The organism is Pseudomonas sp. NFACC08-1, from assembly GCF_900106735.1.
Classification (GTDB): Bacteria; Pseudomonadota; Gammaproteobacteria; order Pseudomonadales; family Pseudomonadaceae; genus Aquipseudomonas; species Aquipseudomonas fluorescens_Q.
In genome coordinates this window covers 181,489-206,101 of the sequence record NZ_FNNL01000001.1, presented here as the reverse complement: position 1 = coordinate 206,101, position 24,613 = coordinate 181,489, and the positions used below count along the sequence as shown (strand labels likewise).

The window sequence follows — 24,613 nt, the reverse complement described above, 5'->3', positions numbered from 1 at the left end:
CTGTGAAATTTCCGTTTTGAATTCTTCATGACAAGGCCAGCGCAGACCTCTTGACTTAAGCCTTGACCGAAATCCGCGGAAACGCTCATATTACGAACATAATTTTCTATCAGGCCAAGCAGGAGAGCAGCGATGAGCAACTACGACGTGATCATTCTGGGCGGCGGACCGGGCGGGTATAACGCGGCGATTCGGGCCGGGCAGTTGGGGTTGAAAGCCGCCTGTGTCGAAGGCCGAGCCACCCTGGGCGGCACGTGCCTGAATGTCGGCTGCATGCCCTCCAAGGCCTTGCTGCATGCCTCGGAACTGTACGAAGCCGCCACGGGAGCGGAATTCGCCAACCTGGGCATTGAAGTCAGCCCCACCCTCAACCTTGCGCAGATGATGAAGCAGAAGGACGAAAGCGTGGCCGGCCTGACCAAGGGCATCGAGTTTCTGTTTCGCAAGAACAAGGTCGACTGGATCAAAGGCTGGGGCCACATCGACGGGCCCGGCAAGGTGATCGTTACCGGCGACGATGGCGCCAAGACCGAACTCAGCGCCAAGGACATCGTCATCGCCACGGGCTCGGAACCTATGCCGCTGCCAGGCGTGCCAATCGACAACCAGCGCATCCTCGACTCCACCGGCGCCTTGTCCCTGGGTGAGGTGCCCCGGCATCTGGTGGTGATCGGCGCTGGCGTCATTGGCCTCGAGCTGGGCTCGGTCTGGCGGCGCCTGGGTGCCCAGGTGACCGTGGTGGAATACCTCGATCGCATCTGCCCGGGCGTGGACGGCGAGGCCGGCAAGACCTTGCAGCGGGCCTTGGCTAAACAAGGTATCCAGTTCAAGTTGAGTTCGAAGGTCACCGGCGCCACGACCTCGGCCAGCGGCGTGCAATTGCAGATCGAACCGGCAGCGGGCGGCGAAGCACAGCCCCTGGATGCCGATTACGTGCTGGTCGCCATCGGTCGTCGGCCTTACACGCAAGGACTGGGGCTGGAGAACGTCGGGCTGAGCCCTGACCAGCGCGGCATGCTCGCCAACCAGCATCACCGGACCGAAGCGCCCGGCGTCTGGGTCATCGGTGATGTGACGTCCGGACCGATGCTGGCCCACAAGGCCGAAGACGAAGCCATGGCCTGCATCGAACAGATCGCCGGCAAGGCCGCCGAGGTCAACTATGCGCTGATTCCCAGCGTCATCTACACCCGTCCGGAACTGGCCAGCGTCGGCAAGACCGAGGAACAACTCAAGGCCGAAGGCCGTGCCTACAAGGTCGGCAAGTTCCCCTTCACCGCCAACAGCCGAGCCAAGATCAACCATGAGACCGAAGGGTTCGCCAAGGTCCTGGCCGATGAACGCACCGATGAGATCCTTGGCGTGCACCTGGTAGGCCCGAGCGTCAGTGAGATGATCGGTGAATACTGCGTGGCCATGGAGTTCAGCGCCTCAGCCGAGGACATCGCCCTGACCTGCCACCCACACCCTACCCGCTCGGAGGCTTTGCGCCAGGCGGCCATGAATGTGGAGGGGATGGCGACACAGATGTAGGAACAACGCAAAGCGGGAATGAACACCTGTGGCGAGGGAGCTTGCTCCCGCTGGGTGGCGCAGCCGCCCCAAATCGGCTGACGCGATTTTCGGGCAAATCGCATCAGCCGATTCTACGACGGCTTCGCCGCCGAGCGGGAGCAAGCTCCCTCGCCACAATCGGTGTTCGCCCGTTAGCTAGCCGACATCCGCGCCTTGCGCCGGCGCCGACTGATCAATCCCAACGCCACGGCCACCACCAGCACCGCCCCGCCCACTTCCAACCAGGCCTTGTAAGGTCGCAGCGCCGAACGCATCGGGTCCAAGGCCTGGGTCACGTAGCGTTTGTTCGCCTTGCTGAAGTCCGGTTCCTGGCATTGATGACCGAAATCCCCGGCCCAATCCACATACGGACCTTCCTTCACATAGCGTTGATACAGCGCGCTTTGTTCCTCAAGGCTGGAGTTGTACCCCACCGCTTTGCACAGCACCGCCGCAAACGCCTGGCTGGTATGCGGCAAATGATCCGCCGCCTGGCTCGCCAGCGCCGTGGCGACGAACCGGTAGTGATAACGCACATCCGGCTGCGCGGCGCTGGCCTGCTGGCGTTGCACTTCGCCTTCGGCCACCAGCGGCCCGACCTTCAGCTCAACCGGTTCCAGGCTGTAATTGCCTCCCAGGCTGGCGTAATCCGGCGCCATCTCATAGCCAAGCAACTCCATGCCCCATTTGCGCGCCATCCAGGACGCATTGAAATAGGCCTCGGCCCGTCGGGTTGGCCACCATTTGGACTCCGCGTCCTGGCGCAATTGCCCATAGGCGCGGGCCTTGTTCTGCAAGTCTGCGTTATCGAAATAAGCCGGTGCCTCATCAAAGCGCCCCTCCCTCAGCAAGCGACGACCCAGCAGATTGCGCAGGCTCGCAGCCACCGGCAGCGGCACGTAGTTGTCCCGATCCTCCTGACTCAACGCCGGTGGCGCCGGAACTTGGGCGTCGACGTACTGCTTGAGCTCATCCACCGTCAGCACACGCTCGGCAACTGCGGCAGCGTCGTACCAATAGTTGCTCTGGCCGCGATAGAGCTGATCGAAGGCTTGCAGGTAATCGCCGCGCTGCAAGGCCAGGATCGCGCTTTCACCTTCGACCCGGCACTTGGGCTGCACCGACTCGAAGTTCCAATCCGGTGTCCGCCGGCTGCCCCAGGATTCATCGTTCGGGAAAGCCTGGGCAGCCTTGGCATAAGCCGCCGCCGCGGCCACTTTGTCGCCGTCGCGCAAGGCCAGCTTGGCACGCACCCACCAGGCCAGGCCGGTGTCGGCAGCCTTTTGCGCAAAAGCCTGGGCACTGGCGTAATCGCCGTGCTGGTAACTCACCGCCGCCAAACGGTCGGCATCGCCCAGATTGTCCCGGGCGTTGGCTTGCAACAGTTCGAACAGCCTTTTCTCGCCCGAGGGTTCTTCACCGTCCCACCAGCCGACGCGGCTGAGCAGGTAGGCGGTGACCAACCGCTGCACCAACGGGGTCTTGAGCAGTTCGCTCAAGCGCTCATCCGGCTGGACGCTCAAATCACCGGCCAATTGCAGCAACGAGCTGTAGCCGACCGGAGACCCTTGCAGGTTCTGGATCGCATACAGGCCGATGGCACTGTCCCAATCGTCAGCGGTGTAGGCCACCCGGGCTTCTTCGCCAAGGCTGGCGACGCCCAGTTCCAGCGGATCGCTGAAGCCGGCAATGCTCAACTCGCGGGCCAGGCGAAACGCCGCTCGCGCCTGGTCCTGCAAGACCACAGGGTCGCCGCTGCCGGCCTCGGTGCTCACGGCGAACAACGCCCGGCCAAGGGAGTATGCGGCCCAGGTGCTGCGCAACCGACGTTGGTCAGCCGGTAACGCCAGCAATTGCTGGAACGCCTCCACAGCGCGCTGATGCTCACCGATGTTGAAAGCCGCCGCGCCAATCGCATACAAGCGCAGCTCATCAGGCAGGTTGGCCGCTTCGGCTGCCACCTGGTCAACATCGGTCAGGGCTCGCAGGCGCTCCACCACCGCTTGCTGCGGCGGGGTCAGGCCGATCTGCTCGGCCTGGTTGCGCTGTTCAACGTAGAAAGGCGGGTCGTCATAGCTGTAGTCCGGGTTGCGTGTCGCCTCGGTGGCCGGCTTGAGCCCGGCAATCGCCTGGCCGAGACGGCTGACCTCGAAGCGAAAGCTGCCTTCGGGTAATTCGGCCAGCGACTGGGCGCGGTTATCCAGCAGGCGCATCGGGAAATCCGGCCCGCAAGCCAGCGCCGGGCCCAGCGGCAGGCAAAGGCTCAGGCACAGCAGGTGACGAGGCCACTTACGGGTAAACATTGAAACCTCCTTGGTCAATTTTCGTACAGCGCGCCCAACCGATTGCCCGTTGGCTGCCAGCCGCCAAGCGGCCTTCCTGAATGCGGGTGAAGGTAAGCAGTCCGGGGGTTTGTTGCAACGTATAGCCGGCCAAGGCATCGACGCCGTCACACGCGCCGACAGCCAGCGTCAGGCGCTGGGGCCAGGGACTGTCGAGATTGCCCTGGTTAACCAGGCGGATATCGTACAAACCACCCTGCTCCCCCCACTGCAACGCCAAGCGACTGTCCAGGTTATCTCCCCGGGCGACGGCGCCGAGCGTGGTCAGGCTCCACGCACGTCGGTCGCCGGCCAGCGGCAGGCGAAACCAGATCAATCCAGCGAGATGTTTCGGCGGGTCGGCACGCAAAACTGCCGCAAGCCCGGCCACTTGTTGCGGATCGGCCAGCAACTCCCGCCGCTCGCCACCGCGATCGATCGGCACTTCGCTTTCCACCACCGGCGCGCCACTCTCCTGGGTCAGCAGCGCCACGCCGTATGCCGGCAGGGCCAGATAAAACGGCCGTATGGTGATGTCGCTCCAGCGTTGCGCCCAGTGCCGAGCCTGTTTCGGATCGAACAATCCCTGCCTCGGGTCGCTCACCGCGTGGACCTGCAGCACGCTGCTGTCCACCGTTTCCAACAACCCAGGCAATGCTGGGCTGTCGAGCCAGGCCGGTAGCGCGGTAATACTCAGCCGCACGTTGGCCGGCAGGACATGCCGCAGTTGGCCGAGGAACTTTCCATAAGCCGGCAACCGCGCGTTGCCCGCATCGTGGTCGATTTCTACCCCTGCCGGGGTGAGGCCTTGGGCTTGCCAATCGCCCAGCACCTGCTGGATCTGCGCGATCACCTCGTCCTGGTCCAAAGCCTTGAGCTGACCGTCCAGACGAATCACAGCGATCAGCGGACGGCCATCAGCCTTGAGCAAGGCCGAATCGATCCGCGCACGGCTCCAGCCCGCCCCGGGAAAAGCCTGCAACGCCAGCACCCGCAGCGTGGAAAAATCTCCCCGGCTTTGACGCAGCGCCAGCGCGTGGGCCGGGATCCATTGGCGTTGCCAGATGTAGAGCTGTTGATCGAGGGCCGGGGCCGGAGGTTGTTCGCAGGCCCCCAAAAGCAACACGGCAAGGGCAAGGGAGAGCCGGAAAAGAAATGTCATGCAGCCTTCCACCCATAAAGCCAGGCAGATTACGCCACCCGGATCCCGGCGAACACCTGTGGCGAGGGAGCTTGCTCCCGCTGGGTTGCGCAGCGACCCCTTTTTGGTGGGCGCTGCGCACCCAAGCGGGAGCAAGCTCCCTCGCCACAGGCGCTATGAAAGCCCGCCCGGCTTACGCGCAATAATCACCTGACTCTTGGCCACCACCGCGTCCAGCGCCTGCTTGATCTGCGCCCCACGCGGTGAGTTCAGCACCGCTTGCCAGGTGGCGGCCCAATGATTGAGCAACGGGTGGTCGGCGTTGCTGAGATCGACCTTGGCTTCCCAGAACAACAGCATCCACATCGACCAGTAGAAACCGTATTGGCTGTGGCTCAACACCGTAAGCCCGGCCTCGCTGACCATCGCCTTGAACTGCTCTTCGCTGATGATGCGAATGTGGTTGGGCTTGCGGAAGTACTCCGGCGCGGCAATGTCTTTCTGCAGGTCTTCGGAGCTGGGGTGCGGCACGCTCAACAGGTACAGCGCCCCGGGCTGGCCGACCCGTACCAGTTCGGCAAGGAACTGCGCCGGGTCGTCGACATGCTCGATGACTTCGGTGGACACCACCCGCGTGGCCGTGGCATCGGCAATCGGCAGCGGGTTGCAGTCGGTCACGTGGCACTCGACTTCGCGCGCAGGGGTGTCGCTCAAGCGTTGGCGAGTGGCCTCGACCTTGGCCGCGTCGATGTCGGCGATGATGATCTTCGCCCCGCGCATCGCACAAAAATGCACGTTACCGCCATCGCCGCATCCCACGTCCAGCAGCGTGTCTCCAGGGCTCACCGGGAAACCGGTGAACAGCTCGTCAGTTTGCTGGTTGAACCAGCCGCTGAGCACCGCATCGTGCAACCCGAGCATGTAGGGGTCGACCTTGTCGGCGACCGGCTCAGCGGGCGCGGGCGTGCCCATGGTGAGTTTCTTCAAAAGGCTCAGCATGACGGGGCTCCAGAGGCAGGAAGGACGGTTCGGTTGGCGGACAAGCGTTGCACCAGTTGAGCACCACGAGCGCGCAAGGGCATTTCCACCAGACGATAGTTGAGCTCGCTCAGCAGCCCAATCAACGACAACCCGCAGGTCAACGCCAGCCAGGGGTGGCTCGCCATGTCAGGCGATCCCAGCGGTGAGAAACGGAACCACAGCTCACGTAGCAGGAAAAACACCGGAATATGAATTAAATAGATGCCATAGGATCGGCTGCCAACCCAGGTCAACGCTGTTTTCACCGGACTGGGCGGCAGCAGGTAATCTCGGTCGTAGGAAGCCACCCAGACTAGCACGGCACTGAGTAGCGCTATGACCCCTATGCGATAGAACGACAAATTGAAATGCTCAGTCGCGATCACAGCCATTACGCCACCGAGCCCCATTATCAACAGAGCACCCAGGCCCGACCGGCGTAACCATTTTGGTTCGAACCGCTCGTAATCCGACCGCAGGCTCCAGACCGAGAGCAGCACACCAAGGGCCAGGGCGTCGGTACGAAAAACCATCAGCCACAAGCCTCTCATGGTGAACAACTGCAACAGCACCACCGCCAGCAACACCCAGACCAGGTAACGGCGCGAGACGAACACCAGCAAAGGCAAAATCAAATAGAACTGCTCTTCCAGCGACAGCGTCCAGTACACGAAGCTCGCGCCGTATTCATAACGCATGAAGGCATCGCCAAAGCGTACGTTGGCAAATTGCAGGAATCCGGCCAGCGTCGCCTGCAGGTTGGCCTCGACACTGCCAAACGCGCCAGAGCGATTGAAGAAAAACACCGCGAACAACACCAGTAACAACCAGAGCCAGGCCGAGGGCAACAGGCGAAACGCCCGGCGAATCCAGAATTCACGGGTAGTGGCCCAGAATTGTCGAGGCGTGTCGCAGCGGCGTAACTGAGGAATCAGGTTGCGACCAATGACGAATCCGGAAATAGCGAAAAACAAATCCACCCCCCACCACAGCTGAAAAATATCGGCCGTGGCTGCCAGACGTGGCATCCCACCCGGTAGCGGCATGCTTTGTATGTGATGGAACAGCACGCCGATTACCGCAATGGCGCGCAGCAATTCGATATCCATGATTCGCTTGCTGCTCATGATGCGTTCCCACACGAAGGGTTGGGTTTGCGAGCAATGATGACCTGGCTCTTGGGCATGAATTGGTCGAGTATCTGTTTGATAGCCAGGCCGTCGGGTTGCGTCAGCAAGTCCTGCCAGAGGCTGGCCCAACGTTCCATTAGCGGCGGGTACGGCGCCCGGATACGATCATGCACGGCGCCCTTGAGGTCCCGCCCCGCCGCCTTTTCGCTAGCCCAGAAGAAAATCATGCCCATGACCCAGAAGAATCCGCTGGCCTGGCGATGCTCAATGACCAGTCCGGCGTCCTCCACTAAAGCGGCAAACCGGTCGGCACTAAAAATCCGCACATGGTTGGGTGTTTGAAAGTAGCCAGGTGGCGCAATACCTTTCTGCAAATGCTCGCCCACCGACGCGGGCACGCTGAGCAGATACTGCGCCCCGGGTTGACCCATGCGCACAAGTTCAGCCATGAACAATTCCGGGTGGTCGACATGCTCGAGCACTTCCATACACGCAATTTTGTTCGCACAACCATCGGCCAGAGGCAGCGGCAGGCTGTTGCTCACCAGCCCCAGGAAGGGCGCGCTCGTCTGGGTCGCGACCTGACGCGCCAGGTCCCGCACCTTGTCATGCTCACTGTCGGTAAAGATCAGAGATGCCCCCTGGCGCAGTGCGAAGGACGTCGCCCAGCCCTCACCGCAGCCGACATCCAAGAATGTGTCGCCGGCTTTTATGGCAAAGCCTTTAAGCAGTTCACCGGTTTCATTAGCAAACCAGCCATCAAGAATTGCATCGCTGAATCCAACGTTACGGGGCGAAACGCCTCCTTCGGACGGCAACACAGGTTCAGTCGAAGGTCCGGGCCGGGGTTGATCCGCGTTCCGACGTCGCTCGTACATGTCCGCCAAGAACGTGCGCATCTGCCGTTCGGCATTGGCCTGGCTGCAGTACATCTCAAGCTTGCGCACAGCATGGGCCGACATCCGGCGATAACGTTCGGGGTCGTTTTTGGCTACGTCATAGCTAGCACGATAGGCAGAGCACAATGAGTCCCAATCCGTGACATAACGCAAGGTACGGTATGCCGAACGTGGATCGTGTGGCCAGGCCGTCGACTCCTCACAGGAGTCCACCACAAAGGCATTATCGTGGTCGATATAATCGGCCATCGCCGTGTTCAGAGGTGCAATGGCCGGTCGCCCGCAGGACATGAACTCCATCAGCGGCAAGCACTGCCCTTCGCCGTAGGAGCTGTTGACCACATACCGCGTAGCGCCCACCAGTCGCTCGTAATCCGCGTCCGCCAGGTAGCCATGAATCAATACGATGCGACAGCGGTACGGCTGGCTCCGGTAAAGATGGTGCAGCATGTCGGTGAGCGCGCCGGCAATATCATGATGGGTCAGCTTGAGCACCAGGGTCGCGTCGGCAATATCACGGAATGTGGCACAGAACGCGCTGATCATATCCTGCCAGTTCTTGCGCCCATCATAAGGATTGAACACCGACGTATAGATCACACCGTCAAGTACCAACTCGCAGTCCTGGGCCGCAGTTTCAAAAACCACGGGGGCACCGGGCAGATGCTCCGGCGGACCATAGGGCCGCAGGTCGGCGGTGCGACTGTCGATCAACAGACCCCGCAACTGCAGGTGCATTTGATCCACTGTCGGCCTTTGCGCCAACACCGTACCGCGAGCGGCAAAGCGGTCCCACACCGGTGCAGCGATAGCGGCAATCGGAAAATCCGCCCCCATCACGTCACGCACGGCATTGACGGTAAAACTGGAATGGGTAATCGCCATGCCGGTCGCGCCGAGTACCATGCGCCAGTCGTGACGAGGTTCACCTTGCCAGCTTTCAGTGGGAATGGTGCTGAACTCCCAGGCAAACACGGGAACCGTAGGGCAGGCGTAGTGGATCGCGGTGCGATGGGGTGGGGAAAACGAAAAAAATACGCAGTCCTCACCACGAGTGAGGCAATCGGCATACAGCTGATCGACTTCTTCATCCGGCCGGGACACTTCAATGACCCGCCCCAAACGCTCCAACACCGGACGGAATTCCTTGAGTACGAAGTAGTAGCTGTATTCGGGTTTGCCGAGATTTTCCAGGATATTGGTCTGGTTGGTTTCTGAATAAATAATGATCAGCATGATACGGACCCTGGCTGGACTATGAACGCCGGCGTTTCATCGCGACTTGGTCCCGCGAGAAAAGCCGCCAGCCGTTGCTCAGCCGGAGCGAAATCGCAATGGCGACGCATGCGCTCGCTCGCCGCCGACGCCATGGCCTGGTAGGCATTCGGCTGATGCCGGGCCATGGCATAGCTTTGTTGATAGGCCTGCTTCAATGAGCCCCAGTCAGGCCGATAGCTCAGGGTGCGATACAGCAGACGCGTGTCTTGCGGCCAGGGCGTAGGCTCACGGCTGGACTTGACGACAAAAGCCACCTCGGCGTCGATGTAATCACGCATCGCAGTATGATCCGGCGCAATCGCCGGACGTGCGCAAGACATGTATTCCATCAGCGGCAGACACACCCCTTCACAGCGGGACGCATTGACGTAATAAGTCGCCGCACCATACAAACGGATAAGCTGCTCATCCGCCAGGTCGCCGTGCAACACCACCACCCGACAATTGAATGGCGATAGCTGGGATAGCAGAGTCAGCAACTCGACGTAGTAGGCCGACAAGTCCTTCTGCGTGATTTTCAGCAACAACGTGGCATCCTCGACATCACGCAGGGCCCAGCAGAAAGCCGTTATCAGGTGAAGCCAGTTTTTTTGCCCATCCAGCGGGTCGAGTACGCTGACATAGACGACACCGCTGACTTCAGTCTCTGCCGTCTGGCTGGTATCCGGCAAAACGGCCTGGGGATGCTCCGGCGGGACAGGTTCCCGGACAGGTTCTGGCAATGGCTCGACCACCACGGTAACCGGCGGCGCAGGGGTTCCTCGAAGGACTCTACTGAGCAACACGCGCGCAAAAACAGGCATCAGGTCCCGGACCGCTTCGCGATACCAGCACAGCAGGTTGTGCTTGATCAGCCACAACGTCCCCTGCTCACCATCACTGTTGAAGGCTCTGAAAATTTCCCTCAGGTAATGCCGACTAATGAACCCACGACGTCGCCAGGTCGGGACCGGCGGCTCGATGACAGGCTCGATGACCACCTCGGGAGCCGTGAACACCTGCTCCGGCCTCTCTTCAATGAGAGGTGCAATCAAACCATCGGCCGACAACCCAAGAAAGCGACTGTCGATGATGCAGCCCTTGATATGCAGGGCCATGCCCGGATTGACCGGCCTGCTTGGATATTGCTCACGAACCACCGCGAAACGCTCCCACAACGGAGCGGGCAGGACCAACACGGGGAAATCCTCGCCCAACGCACGGCGAATAGCCTCGGCTGCGTGGCCTGACAGCGCAATCACCCGGCCATGGCGGTTCAAAGTACGACGCCAGTCCCGCCCAGGGTCATCGCCAAAATGCTCGGTCGGGATCGAGTCGAACGCCCAGGCGAGCACGCAGACCATCGGGCATAGCAGATCCGTGGGCGTGTTGTGAGGGGGTGAAAATGAGAGAAACAGGCAATCCTGGCCCGCCTCTTGAAATCTCTGGTAAAGCGGATCGACCTCGGCCACTGAGGACACCACGTGCACCCGTCCCAGGCTTTCCAGCATGGGACGATAGGCCGTGAGCAAAAGGTAAGGGCTGTTCTCAACACAGTCGAGGGCCTGGCCGACGGAGAGATCGTTAACATCCGAGTAAAGAATGAAGTTCATGGTACCCCATCATGGAATCGCCATCCCGGCGATCCCAATTCAGGACGGTCAAGTCATGGATCGAACCGGCCCGGGGCCACGCCCACCCATCGTCTTGTTACCCGTCTCGTTCTTGTTTTTAGTCAGTCATTGGCCTGCGGTTCGGCCTGAAAATCAGGTTCGGTGGGCGTCGTGACGAGGGCATTCTAAACACATCCACCAAGGGTTCGTGAACCGCTCGGCGAGAATAAACCCGCTATAAATATGAGAACTGACCGGTCACGGTTTGCGCTGTTGAAATTACTTCGAAATTGGCACAGATTGGCAACCAAACAACTACAACAAACGCTTCTCCAGATCGATCGTTGAGTGATTTTTCCCCGATCTTACGGAAATTTCCCACTCAGTTCGCGCTAGACGAAGCAGCCGTCGAAGGGGGCTGGTGCTTGAAAAAACGTCTGTTCGTTACGGGCCTCAGCGGTTTCGTTGGACGTCACCTCAAATCTCGACTGAACGGTCATGATTCGGCGTGGCAGGTGATGCCTGTCGCTGCCCGCTACGACCTGACGGATGCCAAGACCCTGGAAGGCCTCTGGCCCGAGATTCCCGACGCCGTGATCCACCTGGCGGGACAGACCTTTGTCCCCGAAGCCTTCCGCGATCCGGCACGCACCCTGCACATCAACCTGCTGGGCACCTTGAACCTGCTCCAGGCCCTCAAGGCCCGGGGTTTCACCGGCACATTCCTGTATGTCAGCTCCGGTGATGTCTATGGCCAGATCAGCGAAGACCACCTGCCGATTACCGAACTGCAACTACCCTCCCCGCGCAACCCGTATGCCGTGAGCAAGCTGTCGGCCGAACTGCTGAGCCTGCAATGGGGCATGAGCGAAGGTTGGCCGGTGCTGGTGGCCCGCCCGTTCAATCACATCGGTCCCGGGCAGAAGGACAGCTTCGTCATTGCCAGCGCCGCCCGGCAAATCAGCCGGATCAAGCTGGGCCTGCAACCGGCTCAGCTGCAAGTGGGCGATATCGACGTGACCCGCGATTTCCTCGATGTCGGCGATGTGATTTCGGCCTACCTGGCCCTGCTGGACAAAGGCGCCCCGGGACAGGTCTACAACATCTGCTCGGGCCGCGAGCAGAGCATTCGCAGCCTGATCGAACAACTGGGCGATATCGCCCAGGTCGACGTGCAACTGATCCAGGACCCTGCGCGTCTTCGCCGCGCAGAACAGCGTCGCGTCTGTGGTAGCCCAGCCAAGCTACGACAGGCCACCGGATGGACGCCTGAAACAACAACACAACAATCCTTGCGGGCGATCCTGTCCGACTGGGAGATACGGGTACAACAAGAATGAAAAGTGCATTGATCACAGGGATCACCGGTCAAGACGGCGCGTATCTGGCCAAGTTGCTGCTCGACAAGGGTTACAAGGTTCACGGCCTGGTGGCGCGACGCAGCAGCGACTCGCGCTGGCGACTGCGAGAAATGGGTATCGAACAGGACATCGTTTACCTGGACGGTGACATGGCCGATGCCTGCTCCGTGCAACGGGCCGTGATCAAGTCGGCGCCGGACGAGGTGTACAACCTGGCCGCGCAAAGTTTCGTCGCGGCCTCCTGGGACCAGCCGGTGACCACCGGCATCGTCGACGGGCTGGGGGTCACCCACCTGCTCGAAGCCATTCGCCAGTTCAGCGTGCATACGCGCTTCTACCAGGCGTCCACCAGCGAAATGTTCGGCCTGATCCAGGCCGAACAGCAGGACGAGCACACCCCGTTTTACCCACGCAGCCCCTATGGCGTGGCGAAACTGTACGGCCACTGGATCACCGTCAACTACCGGGAAAGCTTCGGCCTGCATGCCAGCAGCGGCATCCTGTTCAACCACGAATCACCGCTGCGTGGCATCGAGTTCGTCACCCGCAAGGTCACCGACGCCGCTGCACGCATCAAGCAGGGCAAGCAGCAGGAATTGCGCCTGGGCAATATCGACGCAAAGCGCGATTGGGGCTTTGCCGGCGATTACGTCGAGGCCATGTGGCTGATGTTGCAACAGGACACCCCCGACGATTACGTAGTGGCTACCGGCGTCACCACCACTGTGCGCGAGATGTGCAGGATTGCCTTCGAACACGTGGGCCTGGACTACCGTGACTTCGTCAAGATCGACCCGGCGTATTTCCGCCCGGCCGAAGTCGAAGCGCTACTCGGCAACCCAGCCAAGGCACAACGCGTCCTGGGCTGGAAGCCCAGGACCGACCTCGACACCCTGATCCGCATGATGATGGATGCGGACATGAAACGCGTCGCCAAGGAGTAGGCCATGCTCATTCCAGTGATTCTCTCCGGCGGGGCCGGGACGAGGTTGTGGCCGGTGTCCCGCGAAGGCCACCCCAAACCCTTCATGCTCTTACCCGATGGCCAGTCGCTGCTGGGCAAGACCTATCGGCGTGCCGCGGGATTGTTCGACGGCCGGGGCGACATCGTCACCGTCACCAATCGCGAGTACTACTTCCAGAGCCGCGACCACTATCAAAGCGCCCACCTGGAGCGTCATCGCGGTCACTTCGTGCTCGAACCGACAGGTCGCAACACCGCGCCGGCCATTGCTACCGCCGCGCTCGCGGTGCAGGCCCTGCACGGTGACGATCCGATCCTGGTAGTCATGCCTGCCGACCACCTGATCCAGGACGAGGCCGCCTTCCAGACCGCCGTGGCGCACGCCGTGGAACTGGCCAAACACGGCCACCTGGTGACCTTTGGCGTACTGCCCTCGACGCCGGAAACCGGCTTCGGCTATATCGAACGGGGCAAGCCCCTGGACACCAAGGGCGCGGCCAAGGTTGTGCGCTTCGTCGAAAAACCCGACCTGCAGACCGCCACGCAATATCTGGAAAGCGGCCGCTTCCTGTGGAATTCGGGGATGTTCTGCTTTTCGGTCAAGACCCTGCTGGCGGAGCTGCAAGCCCACGCCCCCGAGCTGCTGGAACAGGCACGCGCCTGTGTCACGGCCAGTACGGCGGTGGAAACCTCAGGGTGTGTGCAGCAGGAATTGTCCGCGACACATTTTGCCGAAATGCCAGACATCTCCATCGACTATGCCTTGATGGAACGCTCCGCCAATGTCGTGGTGATTCCCGCGGCATTCGACTGGAGCGATATCGGCTCCTGGAGCGCCGTCGCCGGCCTGGTGCCCGCCGATGCGCAAAACAACCGCGCCACCGGCGAGGCCCTGTTTATCGACAGCCAGAACAACTTTGTCCAGAGCGACGGCCGCCTGGTGGCCACCCTGGGCGTGGAGAACCTGATCATCATCGACACCGCCGATGCCGTACTGGTGGCCCATGCCGACCGCGCCCAGGATGTTCGTCGCGTCGCCCGGCAACTCAAGGACAAGGATCACGAAGCCTATCGCCTGCACCGTACGGTCAGCCGGCCATGGGGCAGCTATACCGTGCTCGAAGAGGGTCCACGCTTCAAGATCAAGCGCATCGTGGTCAAGCCTGGCGCATCGCTGTCGCTGCAAATGCACCATCATCGCAACGAACACTGGGTGGTGGTCGAAGGCATGGCCAAGGTCACCAACAACGGCTCGGGTTCGCATCTGGTCGCCAAGAACGAATCGACTTTTATCCCGGCCGGCCACAAGCATCGCTTGGAGAATCCCGGCGTGATCGATCTGGTGATTATCGAAGTGCAAAGCGGCGAATACCTGGGGGAAGACGACATTGTTCGCTTTGAAGATCACTATGGCAGGGCTGACTCATGTTGCTGAGCTTGCACTACTCATTATGGAGTTACCGCGGTTTTATCCTTGGCAGCGTCAAGCGTGAATTCCAATCGCGCTATCGCAACTCGCTGTTCGGCGCGTTGTGGACAGTGCTCAACCCGCTGTCGATGATTCTCGTCTACACGGTGATTTTTTCCCACATCATGCGTGCCCGCCTGCCCGGGGTGGAAGACGGCATGGCCTACAGCGTCTACCTCTGCGCCGGGCTGCTGACCTGGGGGTTGTTCGCGGAAATCACCACCCGCAGCCAGGGCATGTTCCTGGAAAACGCCAACCTGCTGAAGAAGATCAGCTTCCCCCGGATCTGCCTGCCAGTGATCGTGCTGTTCAACGCCGGGATCAACTTCGCGATCATCCTCGGGCTGTTCCTCGGTTTCCTGTTGATCACCGGGCGCTGGCCGGGCATTACCTTGCTGGCACTGGTGCCACTGCTGGCCCTGCAAGTGATGTTCGCCGCCGGGCTGGGCATGCTGTTGGGGATCCTCAATGTGTTTTTCCGTGATGTCGGGCAGTTGTTCGGCATTTGCCTGCAATTCTGGTTCTGGCTCACGCCGATCGTTTACCCCATGACGATCCTGCCGCCGCCGATCCAGCAACTGCTCGCCTTCAATCCCATGACCGCCCTGATGCAGAGCTACCAGAACCTGTTTCTCTACAACCAATGGCCGGTCTGGAGCTCGCTGGTGCCGTTGCTGGTGGTCGGCCTGCTGTTATGCACCTTGGGCTTGCGCATGTTTCGTCGGCGCGGCGGTGAAATGGTGGACGAACTCTGATGGGACATTTGCGCGTCAGTGGCCTGGGCAAGGCCTACAAACAGTACCCGAACCGCTGGAGCCGGCTGTTCGAATGGTTGATCCCCTTTTCCCGCCAGCGTCATCAATTGCACTGGATCCTGCAAGGCGTGGATTTCGAGATCCAACCCGGGGAAGCCGTCGGCATCGTCGGGGTCAACGGTGCCGGCAAAAGCACGTTGCTCAAGATGATCACCGGTACCACGCAACCCACCTGCGGCCACATCCAGTTGCAAGGTCGTGTCGCCGCGCTGCTGGAACTGGGCATGGGCTTTCATCCGGACTTCACCGGTCGCCAGAACGCGTTCATGGCCGGTCAGTTGCTGGGCATGCAAGTGGAGGAAATCGAAGCCTTGATGCCCGAGATCGAAGGGTTCGCCGAAATCGGCGAGGCCATCGACCAGCCGGTACGCACCTATTCCAGCGGCATGCAGATGCGCCTGGCCTTCAGCGTCGCCACCGCCCGGCGTCCGGACATCCTGATCGTCGACGAAGCGCTGTCGGTGGGCGACGCCTACTTCCAGCACAAGAGCTTCGAGCGCATCCGCAGCTTCCGCAAGGCCGGCACCACGCTGCTGATCGTGTCCCACGATCGCTCGGCGATCCAGTCGATCTGCGACACCGCCATCCTGCTCGAACACGGGCGCATGGCCATGCGCGGCAAGCCGGAAGAAGTGATGGATTACTACAATGCCATGCTGGCCGAGCGCGAGGGGCAGATAGTGCGCCAGGAAATGCTCGCCAGCGGCCAGGTGCGCACCATTTCCGGCACCGGTGAGGCCGCCATCCTTGATGTACAGCTCTTGAACATCAAGGGCCAGGCGGTGGAAGTAACCGAGATCGGCCAGCCTGTTGTGTTGCAGGTCAGGGTCGAAGTGCGCCAGAACATAGATCGGCTGGTGCTGGGCTTCATGATCAAGGACCGACTCGGTCAGCCAATGTATGGCATCAATACTCATCGTCAGGAAAAGGCCCTGACCGATCTCAAGGCGGGTGAACAGATTGTCTACCGCTTCAGCTTCGACATGCGTCTGGGCAAGGGCAATTACTCCGTAGCACTGAGCCTGTCGCGACTGGATTCGCATCTGGACGGCAATTTCGAATGGCGCGACTACGGGTTGGTGTTTCACGTGATCAATAATCGCCAGGAAGATTTCGTCGGCTGTTCCTGGCTCCAGGCCGAGACCTGCATCCAGCGTTCGAGCCAGACTGCCGTCGAGGCGTTACCGCAAAAGGAGTTGCCATGAGCCGCCTGTTGGTGGAATGCACCTACGTATTCGAACACCCGGAAATCAATTCCGGCATTCAGCGCGTCGTGCGCAATGTAATTCGCGAACTGCCGGCCAAGGATGGCGAGCGTGAATGCATTCCCGTGGTCATGCTGCAGGGCAAATTATACGAGGCCAAGAGCCTGGCCCCGCTGTCGATCGATAAACTGGATCTGGTCAGCCTGAGGATACGCTGGGAACAGATGGCCAACCTGTTCTGGTTCTGGCATCGGACGCTCGCACGGCAGTGGCCCTTCAGCCGATCATTGTGGGCCCGTCGCCTCCTGTACATTGGCTGCCGCCTGTTCGCCTTCGGCTTCTTGAGCATACCGATACGTTTGTTCGACCGCGCCCTCAAAGGCCAAGAGCTGCCTAAGCGTTGCGTACCGCTGGAGCATCGGGCCGGCGATCAACTGATCTTGCTCGACTCATCCTGGCACTCGGATATCTTCCCCCTGGCCGAACAGCTCAAGCGCGATGGTGTCGGGATCATCTCGGTGGTCTACGACCTGATCCCCCTGTCTCATCCACAATTCTGCGATGCCGGGCTGGTCAAGGTGTTCAACCATTGGTTCGACTGGATTGCCCGCACCGCCGACGGCTACATCGCCATCTCCGCCACTATCCGTGACCAGCTGCGCCAGGAAATGGTCCGGCGCATTGGCGAGCAGCAGGTACAAGAACGCTGGTTCGACTATTTCCACCTGGGCAGCGAACTGGACCAGATTAACGCCGCCCACGCCGTCGACCCGAAGTTGCTGCGGTTGTTCAAGCGCCCCGAGCCGGTGTTCCTGATGGTCAGCACCATCGAGCCGCGCAAAAACCACGCCTATCTGCTCAATGCATTCGAGCGGGCCTGGGCTGCCGGTTCCCAGGCGCGGCTGTGCATCGTCGGGAAGATCGGCTGGAAGTGCGAGGCGCTGATCGAACGTATCGAGCGTCATGCACAATTCAATAGCCGCCTATTCATGTTCAATAACCTCTCGGACCAAAGCCTGGAACACGCCTATCGACACGCCACTGCGCTGGTGTTCCCGTCCTATGTGGAAGGTTTCGGCCTGCCACTGGTGGAGGCCATGCAGCGCGGCTTGCCGGCAATGGGCAGCGACATTGAAGTGTTTCGGGAAATCGGCGGTGATTTCATGGCCTATTTCGATCTCGACGAACCCCAAAGCCTGGCGGACCTGGTCACCGATATGGAACATACCGGGGTATTCCCGGCCAGGCGCAACCTGGATCACTGGCAATGGCTGAGCTGGCGCCAAGCCAGTGCGCAACTGGTAGAACGGATCGAGAGCCACGTTAGCGAAGTCATCGTCGACCGGGAAACAGCATGCGGATAGCCCTCAACGCACGCATCCTCCAGGCGCCACGCACCGGCATCGGCCAATACGTGTCGGAACTGGCCACCGCCCTGGCCCGTGAGCCTGATGTGCAGTTATCGCTGTTCCACGGCTGGGGCTGGAACTCGCAGCTGCCACAAGCGCCCACGCCTGGCTATTCGAGATTCAGTCCCTTGTTGCGGCGGGTGCCGGGCGCCTATCAGGCGCGACGCTGGCTGGAACAGAAGCGCTTCGACCAGGGCCGTCCCCAGGCCATCGACCTGTATCACGACCCCAGCCTGTGGCCGCTGGCCTTTGACGGCCCGACGGTGATGACCCTGCATGATCTGACGCATGTGCGTTATCCCGAGACGCAACCACCCGCGCGCCTGAAAGAAATCGAGCGACGGCTGGCCCGGGCGGTGGAACAGACGCAGTTGATCATGACTGTTTCGCAGTTCATCGCCGATGAAGCGCAACAGCATTTCGGCCTCCCCGCCGAGCGCCTGCGGGTCGCGCCGCTGGGCGTGTCGGCGCGTTTCCATCCGCGCGAACCCGCAGCCATCGACACCGTACTCAAGGCCCATGGCCTGGAGCACGGCCGTTACTTTCTATGTGTCGGCACCCTGGAACCGCGCAAGAACCTGTCACTGGCCCTGCGTGCCCACGCCGGGCTTCCTGAATCCGTACGTCAGACCTTTCCTTTGTTCATCGTAGGAATGAGCGGATGGCAACAGGCACAGCTCAATGATGAGTTGAAAGACGCCCTGGCTGGCGGTCATGTTTGTCTGGCGGGTTACCTGCCTGACGAACAGGTCGCCCAGCTATTGGCGGGGGCACGGGCATTGATTTTCCCGTCCTACTACGAAGGCTTTGGCCTGCCGGTGCTTGAAGCCATGGCCAGTGGCACACCGGTGATTACCACCCGCTGCTCGGCGATGCCCGAGGTGGCGGGGCCAGCCGGCAATTACTGCGAGCCGGACGATCCGCAAGGCATGCGCGATGCCATGGGCCGGTTGATGGAAGACCCCCAGCACTGGCAAGCGTGTCGCGAAGCGGGGCTGCAACAAGCGGCGCTTTTTTCCTGGGAACGCTGTGCGAAGGTCACCGCCCAAGCGTATCGCCAGGTCTTGGGAGGTTGAATGCGAGTCCTGCACTTTTACAAAACCTATTTGCCCGACTCCATGGGCGGCATCGAACAGGTCATTTTCCAGCTGTGCGACAGCACTGACCGGTTGGGTGTCGATAACACCGTGCTGGCCCTGAGCGGGCAGCCGGCGCCCGAGCCAATCAAGATCCGACAGCATGTCGTTCATCAGGCGCGATTGGACTTCCTACTGGCGTCCACCGGCTTCTCCTACAGCGTGTTCAAGAAATTCCGTGAGCTGGCCGCCGAAGCGGACGTGATCAACTACCACTTCCCTTGGCCGTTCATGGACCTGGTGCATTTTTTCACCGCCGTGAAGAAACCCTACGTCGTGACCTACCACTCGGACATCGTTCGCCAGCGGCACCTGCTCAAGCTCTATCGCCCCTTGATGCGGCGCTTTCTGAACGGCGCCCAGCGCATCGTCGCGGCGTCGCCGAACTATGTTCATACCAGCGACGTGCTCAAGGAATATCCCGCCAAGACCCGGATCATCACCTACGGCCTGAACAAGACCAGTTATCCACAGCCTGATGCCGAGCGCATGGCGGGGTGGAAGGCAAAACTGGGCGAGCGTTTCTTTTTGTTCGTGGGGGTGATGCGTTACTACAAAGGCCTGCACATTCTGCTCGACGCCCTCAAAGGCGTGGATTACCCCGTGGTCATCGTGGGCGCCGGCCCGCTGGAAAAACAACTGCATGCCCAGGCGGCGGCATTGGGCCTGCGCAACCTGCATTTCCTCGGACGCCTGGGGGACGAGGACAAGGTAGCGCTGCTGGAATTGAGTTATGCCATCGTGTTCCCTTCGCACTTGCGCTCCGAAGCCTTTGGCATCTCGCTGCTCGAAGGCGCGATGTTCGGCAAGCCGATGATCTCCAGCGAAATTGGCACCGGCACCAGCTACATCAATGTCCACGAAGAAACCGGCCTGGTAGTGCCACCGAGCAATCCCGAAGCTTTTCGCGAGGCGATGCGCACCCTGTGGGAAACCCCGGCACAAGCCCAGGCCATGGGCGCCCGAGCCGAAGCCCGCTACCGACAGTTGTTCACGTCTGAAGAGATGGGCCGCAAGTGGGTGCGGCTATACGAGGAACTGCTGGAGGAAAAGGCGCTTTCCTACGCCTGATCCTCCAATGGATTCCCTGTTTGGGCGGGTTGCCTATTCAACGGCTCATGAATGCTTTTGCAACCCGACAACCGTACGCGGCATGCCCACGAACCCGGGCAAGGCTTCGATCCGCGCCAACCAGGCCCGCACATGGGCATAGTCCTCCAACGACACATTGCCTTCCGGTGCGTGGGCGATGTAGCTGTAGCCGGCGATGTCCGCGACAGTCGCAGCGTCACCCGCCAGATAAGCACGGTTGCTCAATTCTTGATCAATGACTTTCAGCACGTTGTGGGAACGGGCGATCACGTCCTCAGCGTTGTAGGCTGCGCCAAACACCGTGATCAGTCGCGCCGTGGCCGGGCCCGCATGGATCGGCCCAGCCGCCGCCGACAACCAGCGCTGCACCCGGGCGGCGCCAACAGGATCGGTCGGCAGCCAGCGGCCCTTGCCATATTTGTGCGCCAGGTACACCAGGATCGCGTTGGAGTCCGCCAGCACCACGCCGTCATCGTCAATGACCGGTACCTGGCCAAACGCATTGAGCGCCAGGAAGTCCGCCTGTTTGTGCGCGCCCTTGGCCAAGTCGACGAAGACCTCTTCGACCGGTAGCCCGAGCAACGAAAGCATCAATTGAACACGATGGGAATGGCCGGACAGCGGGAAGTGATAGTGCTTGATAGGGTTCATGGTCAACTCCGCAGGAAGTGACGCCATCAGCACAACGGCGTCGATGGGGTCATCTTCCGCTCCAGGCAAAACCAAGAGAATCACCCAGAAATGCAATCCATTGTTTCAGCCAGCGAAACAATGCTTCAACCGCTCAAGGCCGGATGTTCGCGCAGTGCACCGACGACGAAATCGACAAAACTGCGGACCCGCGCCGGCGCATTTCGCCCGCCCTGGTACACCACATGGATCGGCAGAGGCGGCAATTCAAAATCGGCCAGGACGATTTCCAGTTCCCCCGCCGCCACGTTGCCTGCCACTTGGTAAGACAGGACCCGCGTCATCCCCAACCCCTGGCAGGCGGCGGTGATCGCGGCCTGGTTGGCCGTCACCACCAGCCGAGGCACGGGCCGGACGGCCAACGGTTGGCCTGAATCGATGAAGGTCCAGCTTTTGACCTGGCCAATGGCCGATGATGCCACCACGGGCATTTGCTCCAAATCCTCCGGATGCCGGGGCCGCCCGTGGCGTGCGAAGAAATCCGGGGCGCCGCACACCACTCGCCGTACTTCACCGACCCGCACGGCGTGCAGGTTGCTGTCCGGCAGTTCGCCGATGCGCAGGGCAACGTCGATGCCCTCCTCCACCAGGCTGACCGTGCGGTCCAACAGCAAAGCGTTGATGCTGACCTCAGGGAACCGATGCAAGTAATCCACCAGCAGCGGCGTGACGAACGACTGACCGAACAGCACGGGCGCGGTAATCGTCAACTGCCCCCGGGGTTGGACGTGGCTGCCGGCCGCTGAATCCTCGGCTTCCTGCAAGTCGCTCAGGATCCGGCGACTGTCCTCGAGAAAGCGCTGGCCGGCTTCGCTCAAGTACACGTTGCGGGTGGTGCGCACCAGCAATGGCGTGCCGATGCGTTGCTCCAACGCCGCCACCGCCCGCGTGACGCTGGCCGCCGACAGCCCCAAGCGCCGCGCTGCCGCCGAAAATCCCGACGCCTGGGCCACGGCGAGGAAAACCTGCATTTCCTGGAACCTGTCCATCCATCCCCCGATGAGAAATCCTGATACAAGTTTTCTGCGCGTCTCGAAGCAGCGCTACGCGGCCATTGTAGAGGCCTGGACCAGTGAACCACAGCGTAGCGCAGCCAGACACCGGGACATTGGCTCGGCCAAGGGCAATTGCCCTTGGTACCATTCCTCTGCATGACAATTTCATGACCAAAGGAAGAAACCTTCTGTGGGAGCGAGCTTGCTCGCGATGGCGTCAGTCAGTCACACACCCTATGGACTGGCACACCGCTATCGCGAGCAAGCTCGCTCCCACAGGGTGAGTGTGTTGTTCAATGGATTGGCTTCAACGAAAGGCCTGTTTCTTGTGAATATTCTCTACCGCGCTTTAAACCACCCCCGCGCCGCCCTCATCGCCCTGATTGGCTGCGTACTACTCGTCCCCATGGGCCTGCGTCTCGCCCTGGGCTGGTCCGACCCGCTAGGTTATCTCTCGGATCTGGGTATCGGCGGGTTGCTGATCGTGCTGCTCCATCGCCGTCCTGGGTGGCTGGCGTTCCCGGTATTGCTGGCTTGGAGCGCGTTGACCCTGGCCAGCATCGAGCTGGTCAGCGCGGTCGGGCGGATGCCCAATCCTTCGGACATTCATTACCTGATCGACCCCCAGTTCGTTGAGAACTCCAGCAGCGGTGGCTTCGCCCATCCCTGGCTGGCCGCGCTCCAGCTGTCCGCGCTGGTGTCCTGGCTGGTTACTCAATGGACCAGCCGCCCACGCCAGGCGCCACGCTTGCCTCGCCACGCCTGGGCCGTGCCCGTGTTGCTCCTGTTGGGCCACGGCGCGCTGCAAGCCTGGCGCCCCAGCGAGGCGGACCAATGGAACGTGTTCAACCTGCCTCACCAACTCATCACCGCAGGTATCGCCGCCGGGCAGGACCAGGCCTGGCAATGGCTCGACGGCGATGCGGTGGACCCGGCCCCACCGATGGAGGGGCTGACCCGCCTGGACCTCGATGGCAACAGACTGTTGGCCGAACCGGGCCGTGCGCGCAACGTCCTGGTCATCGCCCTGGAGGGCATTCCCGGTGCCTACGTTGGGGCCAACCGCCAGGCCTTGAAAAGCAGCTATCAGGAGAACCTGATGCCGCACCTCAGTGCCTGGGCCGAGCGCGGCATGAGCACACCCGATTACGTCCTGCACAGCCACCAGACCATTCGCGGCCTCTACGCGATGCTGTGTGGCGACTACGACAAGCTCGATAACGGCACGCCCAAAGGCGTCGAAATGCTCAACCAGACCCAGCGCAACCAGGCGTGCCTGCCGGCCCAGTTGCGCCAGAACGGCTTTTCCACGCATTTCCTCCAGGGCGCGGGCCTGCGGTTCATGGCCAAGGACCGGATCATGCCGCACATCGGCTTCGACACGACCTTGGGCATGGAGTGGTTCACTCGCCCCGCCTACCTGGAATTCCCTTGGGGCATGGACGACAAGACCTTCTTTGAAGGCGCGTTGGACTACGTCGGGCAACTGCAACAAGCGGACAAGCCCTGGATGTTGACCCTGCTGACCGTGGGCACGCACCAGCCCTACTCGGCACCGGATGACTACCTGCAACGCTACGACACCGCCAAGCAGGCAGCGGTAGGTTACCTGGACGATGCCCTGGAAAGCTTCCTCGCGGGCCTGGAGCGCCAGGGCATCCTGGACAACACCCTGGTGGTCATCACCTCGGACGAATCCCATGGCATCGACGACGTGCGGCTGGCCTCGTCCTGGGGATTCAACCTGACGCTGGCGCCGGAGCCGTTGCCCCGGATCAAGTCAGGCACCTACGGCCACGTCGACTTGACCGCCTCGATCCTCGATTACTTCGGCTTTACGGTGCCCACGTCGTTATCCGGTCGCTCGATGTTCAGGGACTACCCAACGGGTCGGGAAATCATGTCGTTCACCAACGGCAAGCTGCGCTACCACGACGGCAAGGGTACGTTCACCGAGTGCGATTTCCTCCAGCATTGCCGTTACTACACCAGCGAAGGCTTCATCGCCGACCGTGCCACCTATGGCGGGCAATACAGCGGCCAGCGCGCCAGGCTGATCGGCGCCCGGGCCACGGCCCTGGACCAGACGCTGTTGCGCACGCCCTTGAACCAGCATTATCAATTCGGCAGTACGGATAAAATCCCGCTGCCGGCCCAGGTCACCAACGACTGGACCGACAACCTGATCGGTGCCCAATACCTGGAAATGCCCAAGGGTTCGCAGACCCGCGTCAGCCTGACCATCCGCGCCGTGGACGCTGATCACACCGCCTACATTTCCCTCAAGGCCAAGGAGTTCGAGCAGGATGTGTCGATGGACCTGCCGACAGACGTGGCGGTGACACCCGAGCAGCCGCTGGTGATGAACCTCCGTTTCGACAACCCGCAGCAGCGCAAGGCGTTTTCCTTCCATCTGCTCGGTCATGGCGTCGGCGCCATCGAGATCAGCGACTTCAGCGTCGTGACCGAACTGCCGGACCAGACCGACCAGCCGCAATACCTGGACGATATGCAGGAAGACCGCGAGGCCCAATCCAGTTGAA

The 24,613-nt window shown here is 61.2% G+C and carries 18 protein-coding genes and 1 pseudogene; 10 read left to right on the top strand and 9 right to left on the bottom strand.

Features of this window, described 5'->3' with window-relative positions:
• Nucleotides 1-132: 132 nt before the first annotated feature.
• The gene (lpdA, locus tag BLU76_RS00960) at nt 133-1,533 is read left to right on the top strand and encodes a dihydrolipoyl dehydrogenase (RefSeq protein ID WP_092221166.1); all 1,401 of its coding nucleotides are present in this window, start codon (nt 133-135) and stop codon (nt 1,531-1,533) included.
• A gap of 173 nt (nt 1,534-1,706) precedes the next feature.
• Here the strand turns inward: lpdA and BLU76_RS00955 are convergent, their stop codons facing one another.
• The 7 genes and pseudogenes from BLU76_RS00955 to BLU76_RS00925 form a co-directional block, all read right to left on the bottom strand.
• On the bottom strand, nt 1,707-3,857 hold the full coding sequence (locus BLU76_RS00955) for a hypothetical protein (RefSeq protein ID WP_092221163.1): 2,151 nt from the start codon (nt 3,855-3,857) through the stop codon (nt 1,707-1,709).
• Nucleotides 3,844-5,037: a DUF3142 domain-containing protein gene (locus tag BLU76_RS00950; RefSeq protein WP_092221161.1), complete on the bottom strand. Its 1,194-nt coding sequence runs from the start codon at nt 5,035-5,037 to the stop codon at nt 3,844-3,846. The genes BLU76_RS00955 and BLU76_RS00950 overlap by 14 nt, the downstream gene beginning before the upstream one ends.
• A gap of 153 nt (nt 5,038-5,190) precedes the next feature.
• Entirely contained in the window at nt 5,191-6,015 is an 825-nt protein-coding gene (locus BLU76_RS00940; RefSeq protein ID WP_092221153.1) for a class I SAM-dependent methyltransferase, read from the bottom strand.
• The gene (locus BLU76_RS00935; RefSeq protein WP_092221150.1) at nt 6,009-7,163 is read right to left on the bottom strand and encodes an acyltransferase family protein; all 1,155 of its coding nucleotides are present in this window, start codon (nt 7,161-7,163) and stop codon (nt 6,009-6,011) included. The genes BLU76_RS00940 and BLU76_RS00935 overlap by 7 nt, the downstream gene beginning before the upstream one ends.
• On the bottom strand, nt 7,160-7,987 hold the full coding sequence (locus tag BLU76_RS31660; RefSeq protein WP_371914663.1) for a class I SAM-dependent methyltransferase: 828 nt from the start codon (nt 7,985-7,987) through the stop codon (nt 7,160-7,162). The genes BLU76_RS00935 and BLU76_RS31660 overlap by 4 nt, the downstream gene beginning before the upstream one ends.
• 24 nt (nt 7,988-8,011) lie before the next feature.
• Nucleotides 8,012-9,301: pseudogene (locus BLU76_RS00930) on the bottom strand (glycosyltransferase); the annotation flags it as partial.
• Nucleotides 9,295-10,935: a glycosyltransferase gene (locus BLU76_RS00925; RefSeq protein ID WP_092221148.1), complete on the bottom strand. Its 1,641-nt coding sequence runs from the start codon at nt 10,933-10,935 to the stop codon at nt 9,295-9,297. The pseudogene BLU76_RS00930 and the gene BLU76_RS00925, both read right to left, overlap by 7 nt.
• A gap of 425 nt (nt 10,936-11,360) precedes the next feature.
• Here BLU76_RS00925 and BLU76_RS00920 point away from each other — a divergent pair, with 425 nt between their 5' ends.
• From BLU76_RS00920 to BLU76_RS00885, 8 genes are read left to right on the top strand one after another with little or no spacing between them, the layout of a single operon-like run.
• Nucleotides 11,361-12,275, top strand: a complete 915-nt coding sequence (locus BLU76_RS00920; RefSeq protein WP_092221145.1) for a GDP-mannose 4,6-dehydratase — start codon at nt 11,361-11,363, stop codon at nt 12,273-12,275.
• Nucleotides 12,272-13,240 (top strand): GDP-mannose 4,6-dehydratase, encoded by a 969-nt coding sequence (gmd, locus tag BLU76_RS00915; protein ID WP_092221143.1) that lies wholly within the window; start codon nt 12,272-12,274, stop codon nt 13,238-13,240. Before BLU76_RS00920 ends, gmd begins: the two co-directional genes overlap by 4 nt.
• 3 nt (nt 13,241-13,243) lie before the next feature.
• On the top strand, nt 13,244-14,695 hold the full coding sequence (locus BLU76_RS00910; RefSeq protein ID WP_092221139.1) for a mannose-1-phosphate guanylyltransferase/mannose-6-phosphate isomerase: 1,452 nt from the start codon (nt 13,244-13,246) through the stop codon (nt 14,693-14,695).
• A complete protein-coding gene (locus BLU76_RS00905; protein ID WP_063323685.1) occupies nt 14,686-15,483 on the top strand; it encodes an ABC transporter permease in 798 nt (265 codons plus the stop codon). The genes BLU76_RS00910 and BLU76_RS00905 overlap by 10 nt, the downstream gene beginning before the upstream one ends.
• Complete coding sequence (locus BLU76_RS00900) at nt 15,483-16,748, top strand: ABC transporter ATP-binding protein (protein ID WP_092221136.1); 1,266 nt, start codon at nt 15,483-15,485, stop codon at nt 16,746-16,748. The genes BLU76_RS00905 and BLU76_RS00900 overlap by 1 nt, the downstream gene beginning before the upstream one ends.
• Complete coding sequence (locus tag BLU76_RS00895; protein ID WP_063323683.1) at nt 16,745-18,112, top strand: glycosyltransferase family 4 protein; 1,368 nt, start codon at nt 16,745-16,747, stop codon at nt 18,110-18,112. The genes BLU76_RS00900 and BLU76_RS00895 overlap by 4 nt, the downstream gene beginning before the upstream one ends.
• Nucleotides 18,103-19,233, top strand: a complete 1,131-nt coding sequence (locus BLU76_RS00890) for a glycosyltransferase family 4 protein (protein WP_092221133.1) — start codon at nt 18,103-18,105, stop codon at nt 19,231-19,233. The genes BLU76_RS00895 and BLU76_RS00890 overlap by 10 nt, the downstream gene beginning before the upstream one ends.
• Nucleotides 19,234-20,364, top strand: a complete 1,131-nt coding sequence (locus BLU76_RS00885) for a glycosyltransferase family 4 protein (protein ID WP_092221130.1) — start codon at nt 19,234-19,236, stop codon at nt 20,362-20,364.
• Between the two features lie 45 nt (nt 20,365-20,409).
• Here the strand turns inward: BLU76_RS00885 and BLU76_RS00880 are convergent, their stop codons facing one another.
• Together BLU76_RS00880 and BLU76_RS00875 are read right to left on the bottom strand one after the other, a co-directional pair.
• Nucleotides 20,410-21,036, bottom strand: coding sequence for a glutathione S-transferase family protein (locus BLU76_RS00880; protein WP_092221576.1), 627 nt, complete (start codon nt 21,034-21,036; stop codon nt 20,410-20,412).
• Nucleotides 21,037-21,161: 125 nt separating this feature from the next.
• Nucleotides 21,162-22,064: a LysR family transcriptional regulator gene (locus BLU76_RS00875; RefSeq protein WP_092221127.1), complete on the bottom strand. Its 903-nt coding sequence runs from the start codon at nt 22,062-22,064 to the stop codon at nt 21,162-21,164.
• Nucleotides 22,065-22,398: 334 nt separating this feature from the next.
• Here BLU76_RS00875 and BLU76_RS00870 point away from each other — a divergent pair, with 334 nt between their 5' ends.
• Nucleotides 22,399-24,612 (top strand): LTA synthase family protein, encoded by a 2,214-nt coding sequence (locus BLU76_RS00870; RefSeq protein ID WP_092221123.1) that lies wholly within the window; start codon nt 22,399-22,401, stop codon nt 24,610-24,612.
• The last annotated feature ends 1 nt before the right edge of the window (nt 24,613 follow it).

What these genes read in the sequence shown, in the direction of transcription:
- BLU76_RS00955 (WP_092221163.1), bottom strand. Translation starts at nt 3,857, where the DNA reads ATGTTTACCCGTAAGTGGCCTCGTCACCTGCTGTGCCTGAGCCTTTGC.
- BLU76_RS00895 (WP_063323683.1), top strand. Translation starts at nt 16,745, where the DNA reads ATGAGCCGCCTGTTGGTGGAATGCACCTACGTATTCGAACACCCGGAA.
- BLU76_RS00905 (WP_063323685.1), top strand. Translation starts at nt 14,686, where the DNA reads ATGTTGCTGAGCTTGCACTACTCATTATGGAGTTACCGCGGTTTTATC.
- BLU76_RS00950 (WP_092221161.1), bottom strand. Translation starts at nt 5,037, where the DNA reads ATGACATTTCTTTTCCGGCTCTCCCTTGCCCTTGCCGTGTTGCTTTTG.
- BLU76_RS00880 (WP_092221576.1), bottom strand. Translation starts at nt 21,036, where the DNA reads ATGAACCCTATCAAGCACTATCACTTCCCGCTGTCCGGCCATTCCCAT.
- BLU76_RS00900 (WP_092221136.1), top strand. Translation starts at nt 15,483, where the DNA reads ATGGGACATTTGCGCGTCAGTGGCCTGGGCAAGGCCTACAAACAGTAC.
- BLU76_RS00885 (WP_092221130.1), top strand. Translation starts at nt 19,234, where the DNA reads ATGCGAGTCCTGCACTTTTACAAAACCTATTTGCCCGACTCCATGGGC.
- BLU76_RS00890 (WP_092221133.1), top strand. Translation starts at nt 18,103, where the DNA reads ATGCGGATAGCCCTCAACGCACGCATCCTCCAGGCGCCACGCACCGGC.
- lpdA (WP_092221166.1), top strand. Translation starts at nt 133, where the DNA reads ATGAGCAACTACGACGTGATCATTCTGGGCGGCGGACCGGGCGGGTAT.
- BLU76_RS00910 (WP_092221139.1), top strand. Translation starts at nt 13,244, where the DNA reads ATGCTCATTCCAGTGATTCTCTCCGGCGGGGCCGGGACGAGGTTGTGG.
- gmd (WP_092221143.1), top strand. Translation starts at nt 12,272, where the DNA reads ATGAAAAGTGCATTGATCACAGGGATCACCGGTCAAGACGGCGCGTAT.
- BLU76_RS00925 (WP_092221148.1), bottom strand. Translation starts at nt 10,935, where the DNA reads ATGAACTTCATTCTTTACTCGGATGTTAACGATCTCTCCGTCGGCCAG.
- BLU76_RS00935 (WP_092221150.1), bottom strand. Translation starts at nt 7,163, where the DNA reads ATGAGCAGCAAGCGAATCATGGATATCGAATTGCTGCGCGCCATTGCG.
- BLU76_RS00875 (WP_092221127.1), bottom strand. Translation starts at nt 22,064, where the DNA reads ATGGACAGGTTCCAGGAAATGCAGGTTTTCCTCGCCGTGGCCCAGGCG.
- BLU76_RS00940 (WP_092221153.1), bottom strand. Translation starts at nt 6,015, where the DNA reads ATGCTGAGCCTTTTGAAGAAACTCACCATGGGCACGCCCGCGCCCGCT.